This window comes from Bradyrhizobium zhengyangense, assembly GCF_022012555.1.
In the GTDB taxonomy this organism is placed as follows: Bacteria; Pseudomonadota; Alphaproteobacteria; order Rhizobiales; family Xanthobacteraceae; genus Bradyrhizobium; species Bradyrhizobium zhengyangense.
The window spans coordinates 203,396-217,768 of the sequence record NZ_JAKLTZ010000001.1 but is presented as its reverse complement, the minus strand read 5'-3'; the positions used below and the strand labels follow the sequence as shown (position 1 = coordinate 217,768).

General features: G+C 62.8%; 22 protein-coding genes. 12 read left to right on the top strand and 10 right to left on the bottom strand.

What is annotated here, in order from left to right; all coding sequences use genetic code 11:
• Positions 1-2: 2 nt before the first annotated feature.
• The 3 genes from kynU to L6639_RS01130 all read left to right on the top strand — a co-directional run bounded on the left by kynU (position 3) and on the right by L6639_RS01130 (position 2,485).
• A complete protein-coding gene (kynU, locus tag L6639_RS01140; protein ID WP_237858220.1) occupies positions 3-1,205 on the top strand; it encodes a kynureninase in 1,203 nt (400 codons plus the stop codon).
• 118 nt (positions 1,206-1,323) lie between these two features.
• A complete protein-coding gene (locus L6639_RS01135; RefSeq protein ID WP_237858219.1) occupies positions 1,324-1,722 on the top strand; it encodes a PaaI family thioesterase in 399 nt (132 codons plus the stop codon).
• A 151-nt stretch (positions 1,723-1,873) separates the two neighbouring features.
• The gene (locus L6639_RS01130) at positions 1,874-2,485 is read left to right on the top strand and encodes a GNAT family N-acetyltransferase (protein ID WP_237858218.1); all 612 of its coding nucleotides are present in this window, start codon (positions 1,874-1,876) and stop codon (positions 2,483-2,485) included.
• A 76-nt stretch (positions 2,486-2,561) separates the two neighbouring features.
• On the opposite strand, the gene L6639_RS01125 is transcribed toward L6639_RS01130, so the two are convergent.
• Together L6639_RS01125 and L6639_RS01120 are read right to left on the bottom strand one after the other, a co-directional pair.
• Positions 2,562-2,867 carry a hypothetical protein gene (locus tag L6639_RS01125; RefSeq protein ID WP_148779049.1) on the bottom strand — a complete coding sequence of 102 codons (306 nt, stop codon included), beginning with the start codon at positions 2,865-2,867 and terminating at the stop codon, positions 2,562-2,564.
• Between the two features lie 95 nt (positions 2,868-2,962).
• Positions 2,963-3,643, bottom strand: a complete 681-nt coding sequence (locus L6639_RS01120; RefSeq protein WP_237858217.1) for a DUF2161 domain-containing phosphodiesterase — start codon at positions 3,641-3,643, stop codon at positions 2,963-2,965.
• Between the two features lie 108 nt (positions 3,644-3,751).
• Here L6639_RS01120 and L6639_RS01115 point away from each other — a divergent pair, with 108 nt between their 5' ends.
• Complete coding sequence (locus L6639_RS01115) at positions 3,752-4,099, top strand: GrlR family regulatory protein (protein WP_237858215.1); 348 nt, start codon at positions 3,752-3,754, stop codon at positions 4,097-4,099.
• 6 nt (positions 4,100-4,105) lie between these two features.
• Here the strand turns inward: L6639_RS01115 and L6639_RS01110 are convergent, their stop codons facing one another.
• Genes L6639_RS01110 through L6639_RS01100 form a run of 3 tightly spaced genes read right to left on the bottom strand, consistent with a single transcriptional unit; the run spans position 4,106 to position 5,272 of the window.
• Positions 4,106-4,360, bottom strand: coding sequence for a ParE family toxin-like protein (locus L6639_RS01110; protein WP_237858214.1), 255 nt, complete (start codon positions 4,358-4,360; stop codon positions 4,106-4,108).
• Positions 4,357-4,554, bottom strand: a complete 198-nt coding sequence (locus tag L6639_RS01105) for a hypothetical protein (RefSeq protein ID WP_237858213.1) — start codon at positions 4,552-4,554, stop codon at positions 4,357-4,359. The genes L6639_RS01110 and L6639_RS01105 overlap by 4 nt, the downstream gene beginning before the upstream one ends.
• A 37-nt stretch (positions 4,555-4,591) precedes the next feature.
• Positions 4,592-5,272: an SDR family oxidoreductase gene (locus tag L6639_RS01100; protein WP_237858212.1), complete on the bottom strand. Its 681-nt coding sequence runs from the start codon at positions 5,270-5,272 to the stop codon at positions 4,592-4,594.
• A 120-nt stretch (positions 5,273-5,392) separates the two neighbouring features.
• On the opposite strand from L6639_RS01100, the gene L6639_RS01095 reads away from it, so the two are divergent.
• Complete coding sequence (locus tag L6639_RS01095) at positions 5,393-6,112, top strand: SGNH/GDSL hydrolase family protein (protein ID WP_237858211.1); 720 nt, start codon at positions 5,393-5,395, stop codon at positions 6,110-6,112.
• 16 nt (positions 6,113-6,128) lie between these two features.
• Here the strand turns inward: L6639_RS01095 and L6639_RS01090 are convergent, their stop codons facing one another.
• The gene (locus tag L6639_RS01090; protein WP_237858210.1) at positions 6,129-6,872 is read right to left on the bottom strand and encodes a tyrosine-protein phosphatase; all 744 of its coding nucleotides are present in this window, start codon (positions 6,870-6,872) and stop codon (positions 6,129-6,131) included.
• Between the two features lie 48 nt (positions 6,873-6,920).
• Between L6639_RS01090 and L6639_RS01085 the strand changes: the two genes are divergently transcribed.
• Positions 6,921-7,247, top strand: coding sequence for an MliC family protein (locus L6639_RS01085; RefSeq protein ID WP_237858209.1), 327 nt, complete (start codon positions 6,921-6,923; stop codon positions 7,245-7,247).
• Positions 7,248-7,358: 111 nt separating this feature from the next.
• On the opposite strand, the gene L6639_RS01080 is transcribed toward L6639_RS01085, so the two are convergent.
• Positions 7,359-7,562 (bottom strand): DUF2735 domain-containing protein, encoded by a 204-nt coding sequence (locus L6639_RS01080; protein WP_237858208.1) that lies wholly within the window; start codon positions 7,560-7,562, stop codon positions 7,359-7,361.
• Between the two features lie 534 nt (positions 7,563-8,096).
• Here L6639_RS01080 and L6639_RS01075 point away from each other — a divergent pair.
• The 6 genes from L6639_RS01075 (at position 8,097) to L6639_RS01050 (ending at position 12,367) form a co-directional block, all read left to right on the top strand.
• Positions 8,097-9,131: a glutamine synthetase beta-grasp domain-containing protein gene (locus L6639_RS01075; protein ID WP_237858206.1), complete on the top strand. Its 1,035-nt coding sequence runs from the start codon at positions 8,097-8,099 to the stop codon at positions 9,129-9,131.
• Between the two features lie 200 nt (positions 9,132-9,331).
• Positions 9,332-10,033 (top strand): GrlR family regulatory protein, encoded by a 702-nt coding sequence (locus L6639_RS01070; RefSeq protein WP_237858204.1) that lies wholly within the window; start codon positions 9,332-9,334, stop codon positions 10,031-10,033.
• Between the two features lie 18 nt (positions 10,034-10,051).
• Positions 10,052-10,735 (top strand): substrate-binding domain-containing protein, encoded by a 684-nt coding sequence (locus tag L6639_RS01065; RefSeq protein WP_237858202.1) that lies wholly within the window; start codon positions 10,052-10,054, stop codon positions 10,733-10,735.
• A gap of 32 nt (positions 10,736-10,767) precedes the next feature.
• Complete coding sequence (locus L6639_RS01060; RefSeq protein ID WP_237859384.1) at positions 10,768-11,589, top strand: tetratricopeptide repeat protein; 822 nt, start codon at positions 10,768-10,770, stop codon at positions 11,587-11,589.
• 102 nt (positions 11,590-11,691) lie between these two features.
• The gene (locus tag L6639_RS01055) at positions 11,692-12,159 is read left to right on the top strand and encodes a hypothetical protein (protein ID WP_237858201.1); all 468 of its coding nucleotides are present in this window, start codon (positions 11,692-11,694) and stop codon (positions 12,157-12,159) included.
• A 58-nt stretch (positions 12,160-12,217) separates the two neighbouring features.
• Positions 12,218-12,367: a hypothetical protein gene (locus L6639_RS01050; RefSeq protein ID WP_084292415.1), complete on the top strand. Its 150-nt coding sequence runs from the start codon at positions 12,218-12,220 to the stop codon at positions 12,365-12,367.
• Between the two features lie 289 nt (positions 12,368-12,656).
• Here the strand turns inward: L6639_RS01050 and L6639_RS01045 are convergent, their stop codons facing one another.
• The 3 genes from L6639_RS01045 to L6639_RS01035 are packed head-to-tail and all read right to left on the bottom strand — an operon-like array spanning position 12,657 to position 14,221.
• Complete coding sequence (locus L6639_RS01045) at positions 12,657-13,385, bottom strand: alpha/beta fold hydrolase (protein WP_237858200.1); 729 nt, start codon at positions 13,383-13,385, stop codon at positions 12,657-12,659.
• The gene (locus tag L6639_RS01040; protein WP_237858199.1) at positions 13,382-13,723 is read right to left on the bottom strand and encodes an ArsR/SmtB family transcription factor; all 342 of its coding nucleotides are present in this window, start codon (positions 13,721-13,723) and stop codon (positions 13,382-13,384) included. Before L6639_RS01040 ends, L6639_RS01045 begins: the two co-directional genes overlap by 4 nt.
• Positions 13,724-13,753: 30 nt before the next feature.
• Positions 13,754-14,221, bottom strand: a complete 468-nt coding sequence (locus tag L6639_RS01035) for an SRPBCC family protein (protein ID WP_237858198.1) — start codon at positions 14,219-14,221, stop codon at positions 13,754-13,756.
• Positions 14,222-14,373 lie beyond the last annotated feature (152 nt).

Here is a 14,373-nt window from a genome sequence, read left to right as displayed (position 1 = left end):
CCATGTCCAGGCTTCGCGTCTACGACGACACCAAAGCGCTGTTTCATCTGCCTGAGGGCGTGATCTATCTCGACGGCAATTCGCTCGGCGCGCTGCCGCTTGGCGTCGCGGAGCGCGTCAACCGTGTCATCACCGCCGAGTGGGGCAATGAGCTGATCCGCGCCTGGAACACCGCAGGCTGGTATGCCCAGCCGCGCCATGTCGGCGATCGCATCGCCCGGCTGATCGGCGCGGAGGCGGGATCGGTGATGGTTGGCGATACGCTTTCGCTCAAGGTCTACCAGGCGCTCGCCGCCGCGCTCGACATGAACGCATCGCGCAAGGTGGTCCTGTCGGACACCGGCAATTTTCCGACTGATCTCTATATGGCTGAAGGCTTGATCGCGACGCTCGGGCGGGGTCATCAGCTGCGTCTGGTTGCTCCGGAGGAGATCGAGGCCTCGCTGTCGGAAGAGATCGTCGTCCTCTATATCACCGAGGTCGACTACCGCACCGGCCATCGTCACGACATGGCGAAGCTGACCGCGAAGGCGCATGGGCTGGGCATCGTTACAGTATGGGATCTCGCGCATTCGGCCGGCGCGCTGCCGGTCGATCTCGCCGGCTGTGGTGTCGATTTCGCCGCCGGGTGTACCTACAAATACATCAATGCTGGCCCCGGCGCGCCGGCGTTTCTCTATGTCGCGCCGCGTCATGCCGACGGCGCCCGTGCGGCTCTCTCCGGATGGATGGGCCACGCAAAGCCGTTTGCGTTTGAGCTTGGCTATGCGGCCGCCGGCGGCGTCGAGCGCATGCGTGTCGGCACCCCGCCGGTGCTGGCGATGGCGGCGCTGGAGGCTTCGCTCGATATCTGGGATCGGGTCGACCTCAAGGAGGTTCGCGCCCGCTCGCTGGCGCTTGGCGATCTCCTGATCGCGGAAGTCGAGCGCCGTTGTCCATCTCTGAAGCTCGTGACCCCGCGCGTTCACGAGCGTCGTGGTTCGCAAGTCTCGTTCGCCTTCGAGGGCGGCTATGCCGCGATGCAGGCTGTGATCGCTCGCGGCCTTATCGGCGATTTCCGTGCGCCCGACATCATGAGGTTCGGAATCACGCCGCTGTACATCGGCGAGAGCGAGATCATGCGGGCGGCCGAAATTATCGAGGAGGTGATCGCGGGGGAAGTGTGGCGGCGGCCGGAATATCAGGTCGTCAACGCAGTGACCTGAGAAGGGGGCGGTCTCCACGGTGGAGCGCCGGCGTCACGGCGGCCATTACCCCGGACGTCATTGCTTTGCCGCGCGAACCAATTCACGTTGAGGCAACAAGGAATTGGGAGGAGTTCTGATGACGCCGCTCGAAAAACTTAAAGCGATGAAAATGCCGTTCGCGGAGCTCAAGGGCGTTGAATTCGTCGAAGCGGGGAAGGATCGCGTCGTCGCCCGGATGACGGTGAGGCCCGATCTCTGCACCCTGAATCGCACCATCCATGGCGGCGCCGTGATGGCGCTCGCCGATTCCGTCGGTGCTGCCGCGACCGTGATCAACCTGCCAGAGGATGCCAAGGGCACGACGACGCTGGAGAGCAAGACCAACTTCATTGGCGGCGCCAGGGAGGGGGCCACCGTGATCGCGACCGCGACCCCGGTTCACCGGGGGCGCCGGACCCAGGTCTGGACCACTCGGCTGGAGACCGAGGACGGCAAGCTGGTCGCTGTGGTGACCCAGACGCAGCTGGTCCTGTAAGACTACGGGGCCTTGATTTTATTAACGAATTGGTCGCCCCGATGCCGGAAACTTGAGCAGGTTCCCGTCTTGATAATTTTGTTGCGACGCACAATATTGGAGGCCTAGGGATTCGAACGCCTCCTCGAGGGACACCAAGAGGAGTTTTGACGTGACACTTGATGAGACCGTTCGCGCGACGTCCGTTCCGGGCTATGTGCGAACCCTGAGCCAGCAGGAAGAGTTGCCGCTGTTGCGCGACCACTTGCTCAGGCTTGATGCCGAAAGCCGGCACGACCGCTTCAACGGCTTTCTCGACGACAGCTTTATCGAGCGCTACGCGGCGCGCTGCGCGGATGACGGCACCGTGATCGTTGCCTACATCGTCGACGGCGTGGTCCGTGGTGCGGCCGAGCTGCATCCGCCGGAAGGCGATTCGCTGCCCGAAGTCGCTTTCAGCGTGGAGGCCTCCGCGCGCCGCCAGAACGTCGGCACCGTGCTGTTCAGTCGCCTGATCGCGGAAGCGCGCTGGAAGGGCTACAAGAGCCTGCGCATCACCACGGGCGCGGAGAATCACGCCATGCGCGCGCTCGCCAGGAAGTTCGGCGCGAGCCTGCAATTCCGCCATGGCGAATCCACCGGCACGATCGACCTGACCAAGACGCCAGAGGACGAGCTTGCCGATCTCGCCTCGGCGCCGTTCAAGGCCGGCCGCGCGCTCCTCAGCTTCAACTCGACTTGCTGGAAGCTGATCTCGAGCATGTACCCCAATCGCGCGGCCTGAAATCAAAAGGCCTGAATCAAAAAAGCGGATCGGCTAGGGCCGGTCCGCTTTTTGATTGAAGCGAGGAAATGAGGGCTCAGGTGCCGGTGCGCTTGTCGTTGCCGAAGCGACGAACGACGCGGCGTTCAACCACAACCGAGCGCTGTGCGCCCTGTTCGCCAGCGATCACGCGTGTCGCGGTGATGCGGCTGTTGGTGCGGGCCTGCTTCTTCACCTCAGCCTGAACCACGTCGAGCGGCATGCCCATCAGCGAGGCAGCGATCTCGGCCTGCTGCTCCTGGTCGTCGGTAATGCCGACAGCGGCGAAGATCGCCTCGTCCAGGGTGGGCGGATCGTGGCGCACGCGCCGCGTGCCATATTTGGTATTCCAGTCTGCGCTCATAACGGCCTCATTTTGATGCCGGGATACCTAGTGCCGGGAATGTTGCATTGCAATATGAAATCCGTGTGGCATCTCAGCTATGCACCGGTCGGGTGTCATGACGGTGACGGGGCACCGATCTCGGGGCGTTGCTGCGGCCAGCGCTTCAGCGCCGCATGTCCTGCCTGCGTCAGTCCGTAGATTCCCCGGTCGGCGCGCTCGAACCAGCCATACACATTGTTAAGCAAGATCTTGCCGGCATCGGGACAGCGCTCCCGCAGCTCGCGTATCCGCCGCGGGCCCGCCGCGAGCTCGGATGCGCAGGCCAGCGCCTGCTGCCGGTAGGCCGTCATGATCGGCGCGCGGGTGCTGCCCCCGAGCACCGGATCGCCCTGGCGGCGCTGATGTTCGGCAACCAACCGCGAGCGCGTCTTCGGCTCGCGGCGCGGTGCGGCCGTAGGCGGCTTCACCAGCACCTCGACCTGGCCCTTGTCGGTTACCCCGAGCATACCGAAGCCGAGACGGCGACACAGATTGCGATAGCGCGCATCGCTCTCGCGGCCCTTGCCGCGCGCCGATATTTTGGCCGCGATCCAGATCTCGTCGCCCGCCGGTGCGCGATCGACCGCTTGAAGGATCAGTTCGAGATTGAAGGCGAGCTTGAGCTCGCCGATCACCACCACAGGCGGATCGCCGGCGCTCAGGCCCACGAGGTCGCAGCCACGGATCTCGCCCTTCACGTCGAAGCCGAGGCCTTCGAGGAATCGTTTGACGGGGAGGTAGAGCGCGGTTTCCAAGGCGGTGTCCGATCGGAGAATCAGTTACCGGCAGTTTAGCCCGGATCGGACTCGCACTGACCCGGCCAAGCCAGCTATATCCCCGCGCGGGGAACAGGGCGCTTGCATATGACGATCAGGAACGGGCTTTATCACATCCGGATCGAGTTCCTGGATAGTGTCCAGGGCGGCAATCAGGGTGTCATGGTGCTGCGCGACGGCACCCTGCGCGGCGGCGACTCGTTTTTCTTCGCCTATGGCAGCTACACCTGCGCCGACGGCAAGTGGAAGGGCGAGCTGACCAACGAGGAGCATTCGCCCACATTCGATGAGCGTCCAGTGTGGGGCCGCAAGGTCGTGACCATCGGCTTCAGCGGCACCTATACCGACGAGACTGCCTATGGCGAGGGTATTGCGCTCGCGGGCAAGCAGAGCATCCGCTTCAAGGGCAATCTGCGGCTGCTGGTGCCGGATTGAGTTCTCTCATTGTACAAGACGGTCATAGTCGGCATGCGAGCCGATCCAGAACCAGACGTAATCCCCATTGGCTTCGACGGCCAGGGCGCGATAGCGCAATCCGACTCGGGCAGACCAATATCGTCCGACGCGCTTGAATTGGAGCGAGGGGTGATTGGGATCGCTCTTCAATAGCCTGAAATTGGCGTCAGCCAGCCGTTGAACGTTGGCTGGCAAAGCCTCGTAAGACTTCCAGAATCTCGGCGATGCCGCGTGTTTCACAAGTCGCGGGTTTGGCCGGCGCGATACGCGCTCAACGCTTCCTCGGCAAAAGCATCTAGCTTGCCCGCTTTGGCGTCTTGCTCCAGGGCCTGATCAAAGCGGTGCGCATCGAACTGCTCAAACCATGCGCGGAACTGCGCCAATTCTCTTGGCGTCAGTTGCTCAATCGCCCGCTCGATATCCTCGGTCGTCATGGTTCCAAGATAGCAATATTAGGGGCCGACGAAAAGGCTACACACGTCCGCTCACCGGAATGAGCGCACCGGTGACGCCGCTCGCGGCGTCGCTGATGAGGAACAGGATCACCTCGGCAAGCTCCTGCGGCGTCACCCATTTGGCGAAGTCCGCTTCCGGCATATCGGCGCGGTTGGCCTTGGTGTCGATGGTCGACGGCAGCACGGCATTCACCGTGACCTTGCCCTTCCATTCGTTGGCCAGCGCCTCGGTGAGGCGGTGCACGCCCGCCTTCGATGCCGCGTAAGGCCCCATGCCGGAGCCGGCCTGGAGCGCACCCATGGCGCCGATATTGACGATGCGGCCGGCCTTCGAGGCGGCAAGGTGCGGCAGCGCCGCATGCGAGGTGTTGAGGGCCGTCAGCAGATTCAGCGCATGCATGCGCTGCCACGTCTTGATGTCGCCGTCGCCGACCTTCTCGAAGGCAAACCCGCCGGCGATGTTGATCAATGCGTCCAGTCTGCCGAAATGCTTCGCGGCAGCCTCGACCGCTGTCTTCGCCTGCGCTGCGTCAGAGAGGTCGACGCCGCCGATCTCGATGCGCTCGGTCGTTGCCGGCATCTGAGAGGGCGCATAATCGATGCCGGCGACCCGCGCACCGCGCGACAGCGCGATATCGGCGACCACCTTGCCAAGCGCGCCGAGCGCGCCGGTCACGACGACGATTTTTCCCTGCACGGTCCTCTCCCTCGTCTCAGATCGCGCCGACTATTGCGCGAGGCCGGTTGGAGTTGCAATGGCGCCCGCATCAGGGCTGGGCTATAAATGCAACTTTAGATCGTTTGAGGAGATTGTTTCATGCCCGATCCTTTTCCGCCCATCGAATTTCCCTCCGAGATCGTCGACCTGAAATATCCCCTGATGCGGCTCCGGCAAGCCTTCGACGGAAAGGGCGTGGTGCGGATCGTGGCCATGGGGTCGTCGTCGACGGCCGGACGAACCGATGTCGTGCCTTATCCCTATCGCCTCGAGATGTATCTGCGGCAATACGTCAAGGACGTCCTCCATCGGACCGATATCCGGATTGACGTGCTCAACCGCGGTATTGGCGGACAAGAGGCAAATGAGGAGCTCGGGCGGTTCGAGACAGATATTTTCCCCGATGATCCCGCGCTGGTGATCTGGCAGGTGGGGACGAACGCGGTCTTTCACAACGACCAATACGACGTTGACGTCGTTGCCGGGAACATCAGGAAGGGGCTCGCGCAATTGCGTGCCCGCGGTTTCGAGGTCGTGGTGATGGACCCGCAATATACGACGAAGATGCTGTGGGATGATCGCGCCGACCTGTCGGACAGAATGGTCCGGTTGATCCGCGAAGCTGCCAATGACGCCGGCGTTAGTCTGTTTCAGCGCTGGGCCCTGATGCGGCATTGGCACGTGCAGAACAACGTGTCGTTTGAGCAATTGATCGACGTGACCGATCCCGACAAGCTGCACCAGAGCGACTGGAGCACCATGCAGGTCTCACTCGCTCTCAAGGACGTCATCGTCAAAGCTGCGGGGCTGACGGCGTGAGAGGGGCGCTGCCGGATCACGCCTGCAGATAACGCTCCTTCAGCGCGGTGCGCTCGGCCGCGCCAAGCTTGAGGCCGTCGCGCAAGTAGGTTTCGACATCGCCATAGTCGCGGCTGACGGCATCGAACGCGGCCGCGAGATAAGAGGCGTTGACCGAGCCGATCGCGTCGAGGGCGTCGTCGGGCACATCGGAGACGCTCGATGTGTCACGCCTGTAATGGCGGTTGGTCAGCAGATAATCCTCGGCAATGACGTCGTCGGGCACGCCCAGCGCATGCAGGATCAGGGCGCTGGCAAAGCCGGTGCGGTCCTTGCCGGCGGTGCAGTGGATCACGAGCGGGGCGCGGTCCTCGAGCAGATGGCCGAACAGCATTCGGAAGCTATTCGTGTTGTGGCGGACATAGTTGCGATAGGACTCGCGCATGAGTTCGAGCGCGACCGGTCCGGTCAGCGCCCCCCTGGCGAGCTCGGCGCGCAACGAAGCTACCACCGTCGGCTCGATCGGCAGCGAATGCACGGCGATCTCGTTGATGACGCACGCGCCGGCTGCGCGCTCCTCGACGCCGCGGAAGTCGAAGGCGCTCTTGACGCCGAGCGCACGGACGATCTCGATGTCTGCCGCGGTGAGCTGGCCGAGATGATTGGAGCGGAAGATGTGGCGCCAGCGCGTGGTGCGGCCGTCCAATGTGGCGTAGCCGCCGAGATCGCGAAAATTACTGGCGCCCTGCAAGGCGAGGTGGCGGGCAGGGGAGTCTGACATCGGAGCTGCTTTTGTTATGTTGTCGACGGATCATTAGAGGGGGCGATCATGAGCCGGCACAAGGCTGTTGTTTGGGGGACCATCATGCTGGCCGCTGGAATTTCCGGCGCGCGGCAGGCCGACGCGCAGACGTTCCGGACCTATCGCTGCGCCGATGGTACGCAGTTCATCGTGGCGTTTTATGACGGCGACAATCGCGCCTTCCTCCAGATCGACGGCGAGCCAGTGACGCTTGGCAAGCGATTGGCCGTTTCTGGCGCGCGCTATTCGGGGGCGGGTATCACGTTGAAGATCGACAAGACCGGGGTCACCACGGTCAAGCATTTGAAAAGGCCGGTCACGGCCTGCGCGGTGATTGAAAAGCCCGCCCTCTAAACGAACGTCCGGCCAGAATCAAAAAGGGTCGAAACGTCGTTGTTTCGACCCTTTTTCAAACTCCCGTCTGGCACTCGAAAGAGCGCGGCGGTCTCAATCCAGGCACTGGCATTAGCGTTCCCATTTGGGCTTTGCTTCGTCGACCGCGTCCTGATGGTACCAGCTATCGCTGCAGATCGAGGCGTTCGTGGGAAGGGACGCGTGATCGGCAGGAAGGCGGGTCTCGCCATAGCGGTGCCCCGCGAGAGCCGCGCGGCCCCCGACAGGGAATTGGTAGATCTTCGCTGATCCGTGACTTAGACCATTGTTCATCATTGCGATTGCTCCTCGGTCGAAGCGCCTTGGCCTCCATGGTGCGCTCGACTCGTTCTGATGTGGTTACTGGAATCCCCATATCGGCCTCGCACTCCCAAAAGCAAAGTGCTGAAAACGAAATCAGTTTCCGCCTAATTCTTGGGCAGATGGCCATCTGCACCCCCTAAGGCATCGGGTCGATGACTAACGTCTGGGCCATTCCAAAGGTTGCTAGGCAGGCGCAGGCCGCTTTTCGAAAGTTGCCGGACGTTGATGCGCGTTTGATCGGCAACCTCAGGCAGGGACCTGCCTGCTCCAGAATCGGGCGTTTTCCGCGGGATTTTTGCAGTGCAGCTTCACGAGAAGGTGCGCTTCTATGACGCACGCCGGTGTGGACCGTTTAGGTCGGGCGGCCAGTTGCGGCGGCGGTGGAAAACCTGCCGAACTGCGGCCTTTTGGCACGCAAAATGCTTGTAAGGGGCCGGCCGATGATGGCCGGGTACAAACGTGCGGGGCTCTCAACCCCACCTTTCGCATCATCTACAGAGAGGCTCAATGACCAAGTATAAGCTCGAGTACATCTGGCTCGACGGATATACGCCGACTCCGAACTTGCGCGGCAAAACCCAGATCAAGGAATTTTCGTCGTTCCCGACCCTCGAGCAGCTTCCGCTGTGGGGCTTCGACGGCTCCTCGACCCAGCAGGCTGAAGGCCACAGCTCTGATTGCGTGCTGAAGCCGGTCGCCGTCTTCCCGGACGGTGCGCGCACCAACGGTGTGCTGGTGATGTGCGAAGTCATGATGCCAGACGGCAAGACCCCGCATCCGTCCAACAAGCGCGCCACCATTCTTGACGACGCCGGCGCCTGGTTCGGCTTCGAGCAGGAATACTTCTTCTACAAGGACGGCCGTCCGCTGGGCTTCCCGGAATACGGCTATCCGGCGCCGCAGGGTCCGTACTACACGGGCGTCGGCTACAAGTTCGTCGGCGACGTCGCTCGCAAGATCGTCGAGGAGCATCTCGACCTCTGCCTGGCGGCGGGCATCAACCATGAAGGCATCAACGCTGAAGTCGCGAAGGGCCAGTGGGAATTCCAGATTTTCGGCAAGGGCTCCAAAAAGGCCGCCGACGAAATGTGGATGGCCCGCTACCTGATGCTGCGCCTGACCGAGAAGTACGGCATCGACATCGAGTTCCACTGCAAGCCGCTCGGCGACACCGACTGGAACGGCTCGGGCATGCACGCCAACTTCTCCACCGAGTACATGCGTACGGTCGGCGGCAAGGAGTACTTCGAGGCGCTGATGGCCGCGTTCGACAAGAACTTGATGGACCACATCGCCGTCTACGGCCCGGACAACGACAAGCGTCTGACCGGCAAGCACGAGACCGCGCCGTGGAACAAGTTCAGCTACGGCGTGGCTGATCGTGGTGCCTCGATCCGCGTTCCCCACTCCTTCGTCAACAACGGCTACAAGGGCTATCTGGAAGATCGCCGCCCGAACTCGCAGGGCGACCCATACCAGATCGCTTCGCAGATCCTGAAGACGATCTCGTCCGTGCCGGTCGACAAGAAGGCCGTCGCCTAAGATCGTCCCGGCCCGGGGCAGGGGGCTGGCCCGGGTTGTCTTTCGATCCGCCGGAGCTGCAAGGCTCCGGCGGATTTTTGCGTTCCGAGTGCAGCGCTTGTTGTGGGTCTCGCATCCATGCCGGGGTGAAGCCTGTCCATGTCAGCCGAAACCGGGCTAGACTAGTCGTCAGGATGCGCGCGGAGCCGGGGACACGGCTGGTGTTTGAAGGCTTCTACAAGGTACGATTTCAGCTCGGCGACACCGTCGGCCGGAGCGTGATGCATGCCGGCAATGGCAAGATGCTCGGCGGCAATTCGGCGTTTGCCCATATCGGCACCTACGAGAAGACCGAAGGCGGCGTCGACATCGTTATCAACACCGTCCGCCACAACCCCGATCCGAACTACCGCGCCATGGCCGGCACCGATGATGCGACGCTGATCGCGAAAGGATTTGCGGACGGCGATCTCTACCGCTTCAAGGGCGAGCTGAAAGAGCTGCCCGGCGTGCCGTTCCAGTCGGTGATGACACCGATCACGGAGGAGGAGCTGCCGATCGCCGGCGGGGCCGGCGAGGCCAGCATCACCGATGGCCTCTACTCGATCCATCTGCGCATGCTCGACGGTGTCGACGGCGGGCTCACAGGCGTGATGCTGCTCAACCGGGGCCGCATCCTCGGCGGCGATGCCTCGTTCTATTACCTCGGCAGCTACACCGCCGCGAACGGCCGCTGGAAGGGGCAGATCCTCAACCAGGAGCACACCCCGGCCAAGGACGATCCGATCTTTGGCGGCCACGAGGTCGGCATCGGCTTTGCCGGCACCTATGATTGCGATCAGGCGATGCTGGAAGCGACTGCACTGGCCGGCAAGCGCAGCCTGCGCCTGACCGCCACGCTCAAGCTGATGCATCGCGCCTGATCGTACCGGGAAAATCACATGGAAAATGTTCGCATGCTCTCGACGCTCGGCCTGATGGGCGCGATGCGCAGCCTGTCCGCCGCGTTCGAGACCGCAACGGGCATTCACGTCGAGGCCGACTTCGCGCCGACCCTGGCGCTGCTCAAGCGCCTGCGCGCCGGCGAGGCGGCCGATCTTGTCATTCTCACACGCGAAGGGCTCGACGAGGTGATCGGCGAGGGCCGGGTGATCGCGGACAGCGCAGCCGACCTCGCGCGCTCCTATGTCGGCCTCGCCGTGCGGGCCGGGCAGGTGCATCCCGATATCTCAAGCGAAGCCGCGCTGCGCAAGGCGCTGCTCGCGGCGCGGTCCGTCGCCTATTCGCGTCTCGGTGCGAGCGGCGTGTACTTCGCACAGCTGATCGTGCGGATGGGCATCGCGGCCGAGATTAACGCCAGGGCCACCATCGTCGAGCAGGGTTTTACGGCGGAGCGGCTCGTCAGCGGCGAGGCTGACCTCGCCGTGCAGCAGATCAGCGAGTTGAAGCAGGTCGATGGCATCGAGGTGATCGGCCCGGTCCCCCACGATTTGCAGATTCCGGCGGTGTTCTCTGCCGGCCGCATGACGAATGCGAAGCAGGCCGAAGCCGCGGACCGGCTGTTGCGCTATCTGGCATCGCCCGAGGTCGTACCGGTGTTGCGCCAGTCGGGGCTCGAGCCTTGAATTTGCCGGCACGCGGACGCAACGTGATGGCCATGCGGACTTATCTCTTGGCCATCCTCGTCACTCTTGCCGTGCCGGTCGCCGCGCATGCGCAATCGGCCGATCTCGTGCTGTGCGACCGTGTTGCCGCCGATCCCAGCGACCCGGACAAGCCGGCCGACGTGAAGGGCGTGCCTGAGATCGCTGCCGCCGACATCACGACCGCCATCAAATTCTGCAAGCAGGCAGCAAGCACGTCGCGCCGCGCGATGTTTGCGCTCGGCCGCGCCTATGCCGCCAACCGGCAGACGGCGGAAGCGCTCGCCGCCTGGCGCAAGGCGGCCGACAAGGGCTCCAGCGCTGCGATGGTCGAGCTCGGTGTCGCCTATGGCACCGGCTCCGGTGTCGCCAAGGACGAGGCGCAAGCGCGAAAGCTGTTCGAGAAGGCGGCGCAATCAGGCAATCCGCGCGGCGTCTCCAACCTCGCAGCGCTCGGCAGCGCCGGTGGCGGGGCGCCGGCCGATCCGGCGCAGGCGCGCACCCTGCTCGGCAAGGCGGCCGAGACCAATGCGGAGGCGCAGTACCAGCTCGGCCTGATGCTCGCGAATGGCAATGGCGGCGAGAAGGATGACGTCGCGGCGCGCGCGCTGTTCGAGAAGGCGGCGGCGCAAAACCATCCCGGCGCGCTGGAGCGGATGGGCGCCTTCGCGCAGGAGGGCCGCGGCGGGCCCAAGGACAAGGACGCTGCAAAGGCCTATTACGAGCGTGCCGCAGCGCTCGGCGACGAGGACGCCAAGAAGGCGCTGGAGCGGCTGCGTTGCCCCTATGCGATCAAGGACAAGCAGGGCAAGCTCGTCACCACGCTGTGCTTCTAGAGCTCGCTCGACAACGCTTTGGCGCGCGACCCTTGATCAAGCGCAAGGCCCTTCGGATCAGCGCGTCGTAGACGGGGTCTACAAAAAGACTGGAGACTTGCGATGATGCCTCGAATTTGGGTGCTGGCGTTGGCCTTGATGGGAGCGGCGACGGCCGTGGCGGCGCAGGATCTCAGATCGCCGTCGGCGGACCAGTACGTGCCGCGGCTCGGCGACATCATGAGTGCCGCACAGACGCGCCATCAGAAGCTCTGGCTCGCCGGCAAGGCGCAGAATTGGGAGCTTGCGGCTTTCGAGCTGCGCCAGCTCAAGGCGAGCCTGGTCGAGGCCGCCTTGCTCTATTCCGGCATCCCCGTCAGCAATGTTACAACACTGGAGCCGTCGCTGCAGGCGACGTCCGACGCGATTGCGGCAAAAGACGGCCGCAAATTCGCAAAGGCCCTGGGCGATCTCACCGAGGGCTGCAACGCCTGTCACCGCTCGATGGGACGCAGCTTCGTCGTCATGAAGGTTCCCTCCGATCCACAGCCGTTTGCCAATCAACTGTTTCCGCCACAGGCAAAGCCTTGACGGAACGGACCGCGTGCAAAGCGGGTTGACGCACAAGGCCGCGACAGGAGGCGCAACCATGATCCGCAAGCTCGCATCCGGCGAATACCGGCTCTATTCGCGCAAGGTGAATCCCAAGACCGGCAAGCGGCGCAATCTCGGCACCTTCAAGAGCCGCGCCGCCGCCGAGAAGCACGAGCGCGACGTGCAATATTTCAAACGTCACTGACGGCTGCCGAATGCTCTCCACGAGGCAGGGTCAACGCAAAATTCGAAAACAACCCCATGCACAGTAGGCAAGTGGTTGAAGTTCAAAGCAGTCGGGTCGCGAAAGCGTATTTTGCTGATTTTACGAATTTTGGTTGGCCTGTCGGGCAAAACAGGGGCATGATGGCATCATGGCACGTTGGGCTCCGCGAGCGCCGCCGCGGGGACAAGCCGGATGGTTCTGATCTGGCATCGCCATGCCGCCCGCGTTTCATCGAAGCTGAAGGCGCGAGGCGATCGTGTCTCGGTCGCTAGCGGAAGAAAGCCCGGGCTGCTTCCGAGATTGCCTCGCGTGCCTGACTGTCGTCGATCGAAGGTCGGCCGTCGCCGGACTGAGGTCCATAGTTTCCGAACTGGCTATGGACCATGCCTGGAATTCGAACAATTTGCGCATCAGCCGGCAGTTCCCCCGCGTGTTGCCCAATCGTCTCGGGTGCAATGACGCCATCGCTGCCCGCCACGATGGTGAGCACCCGGAGCCGCGACATCGAAATATCGGAGCCACAATAGGTCCCAAGCAACACCACTCCCTGAAGATCGTCGAGGTGGTTGCTTGCATAGTAACAGGCAACTGCGCCCCCAAGTGAATGCCCGGCCACATACCATCGCCTGATCCCGGTCAATTGCTTGCGCATCTCGTCGGCTTGCCCAATCGACAAGGCCGCGATGTTGAGGCGCGGTCGTCCAATGACAACGTTCACTCCGGCTTTGCTCGATAGCGCGGCAAGCTTGGAGAGATATGCCTTCGGCTCGATCCGGAGGCCCGGATAAAACAAGACACCGATTGCCGAGGGGGCAGCGGAGGGGCGAATGACAAGGAAACCATCGCGTTCGCTGATCACAACGCCGGGATCGTTCAGGGCGCTGATCTGCGTAATGGGCTCTGCCTTGTAGGTATCCAAAGCCCATGAGACGAAGCCACATCCGAGAAAGGTCGAGAGTCCGACGCCAATGCCGATCGCGATCAGCACCTTCTTCACGTGTCATCCTCGTCCAGGATGCCGCCGAGTCGATCAAGACGACGCTCCCACGAGGTCCGGCATTCGCTGACCCAGTGTTCCAGCGTCTCGAACCCCGACGCATCCAGGCTGCACATGCGCACGCGCCCGTTCTTGCGAGACGTGAGCAAGGCGCAGGACTGAAGGATGCGCAGATGCTGCGTCACAGCCGTCACGGTGATACCGAGCGGCTTGGCGAGGTCCGATACGGACATCGGGCGCGTGCTCAAAAGGCGAATGATCCGGCGCCGCGTGGAATCACCGAGGGCATCCAGGATTCGATCAACCTTGCCGACGCGCAAGGCCATGGACGTGGCCATTCGACATGCTCCCGTTCTTGTTGCAGGTGTCTAGACGACCGGCTCAAGTCGATCGAGGAGTGCGCGCCATCCGGCTTCGCGGAGTTTGGGGCCATCCGCGCCCTCGAAGAAGACGGCTTGGTGGGTCAGAACCAGAAGCGTTCTCGAATTCTTTGAGCGCAACTCCGCAGTCACGAGGGATGCGGATATGCGCCTGTCTCCCAACGTCATCGTGGAAGCCGTAACGATGCGGTGATCCGCGACGATATCCAGAAAGCGCCCGTCATAGGCGAGTGCAATCGAGGCAAAGGGAGTGCCCTTCTTGAAGCGGTACAGGGCGCTCTCTTGCCCTCCGACCTCGAAGTCCATGCTGTAGTGCTCGACGTCATGGTCAGGGCTTTCGGCAAACCAGCGCCGCTTCCTGGACGTCTCGGAAAAGGCAGCAAATACCTTGGCCGCCACCTTGGGATAGGTGCGCTCGATGACGAACGTGTCGTGGACGATCGATTGGTCGGCCATTTGCGATCCTGCTTATTAGTGAAGCGTAAACTTCAGTATTAAGGGGCGGCCAAATAGTCAAGTGAAAACTTCAGTATTGCTGATGGCGGAGCAAGACGGGTGTCACCGACGCGCAGCATGATCGTGCGATTCGGTTGGACACCAACACATCC

Bases quoted from the DNA above. Each gene is read 5' to 3' on its own strand.
- kynU (WP_237858220.1), top strand. From the start codon at position 3: ATGTCCAGGCTTCGCGTCTACGACGACACCAAAGCGCTGTTTCATCTG.
- L6639_RS01135 (WP_237858219.1), top strand. From the start codon at position 1,324: ATGACGCCGCTCGAAAAACTTAAAGCGATGAAAATGCCGTTCGCGGAG.
- L6639_RS01125 (WP_148779049.1), bottom strand. From the start codon at position 2,867: ATGAGCGCAGACTGGAATACCAAATATGGCACGCGGCGCGTGCGCCAC.
- L6639_RS01115 (WP_237858215.1), top strand. From the start codon at position 3,752: ATGACGATCAGGAACGGGCTTTATCACATCCGGATCGAGTTCCTGGAT.
- L6639_RS01105 (WP_237858213.1), bottom strand. From the start codon at position 4,554: ATGACGACCGAGGATATCGAGCGGGCGATTGAGCAACTGACGCCAAGA.
- L6639_RS01095 (WP_237858211.1), top strand. From the start codon at position 5,393: ATGCCCGATCCTTTTCCGCCCATCGAATTTCCCTCCGAGATCGTCGAC.
- L6639_RS01090 (WP_237858210.1), bottom strand. From the start codon at position 6,872: ATGTCAGACTCCCCTGCCCGCCACCTCGCCTTGCAGGGCGCCAGTAAT.
- L6639_RS01085 (WP_237858209.1), top strand. From the start codon at position 6,921: ATGAGCCGGCACAAGGCTGTTGTTTGGGGGACCATCATGCTGGCCGCT.
- L6639_RS01080 (WP_237858208.1), bottom strand. From the start codon at position 7,562: ATGATGAACAATGGTCTAAGTCACGGATCAGCGAAGATCTACCAATTC.
- L6639_RS01075 (WP_237858206.1), top strand. From the start codon at position 8,097: ATGACCAAGTATAAGCTCGAGTACATCTGGCTCGACGGATATACGCCG.
- L6639_RS01065 (WP_237858202.1), top strand. From the start codon at position 10,052: ATGGAAAATGTTCGCATGCTCTCGACGCTCGGCCTGATGGGCGCGATG.
- L6639_RS01060 (WP_237859384.1), top strand. From the start codon at position 10,768: ATGCGGACTTATCTCTTGGCCATCCTCGTCACTCTTGCCGTGCCGGTC.
- L6639_RS01055 (WP_237858201.1), top strand. From the start codon at position 11,692: ATGATGCCTCGAATTTGGGTGCTGGCGTTGGCCTTGATGGGAGCGGCG.
- L6639_RS01050 (WP_084292415.1), top strand. From the start codon at position 12,218: ATGATCCGCAAGCTCGCATCCGGCGAATACCGGCTCTATTCGCGCAAG.
- L6639_RS01040 (WP_237858199.1), bottom strand. From the start codon at position 13,723: ATGGCCACGTCCATGGCCTTGCGCGTCGGCAAGGTTGATCGAATCCTG.
- L6639_RS01035 (WP_237858198.1), bottom strand. From the start codon at position 14,221: ATGGCCGACCAATCGATCGTCCACGACACGTTCGTCATCGAGCGCACC.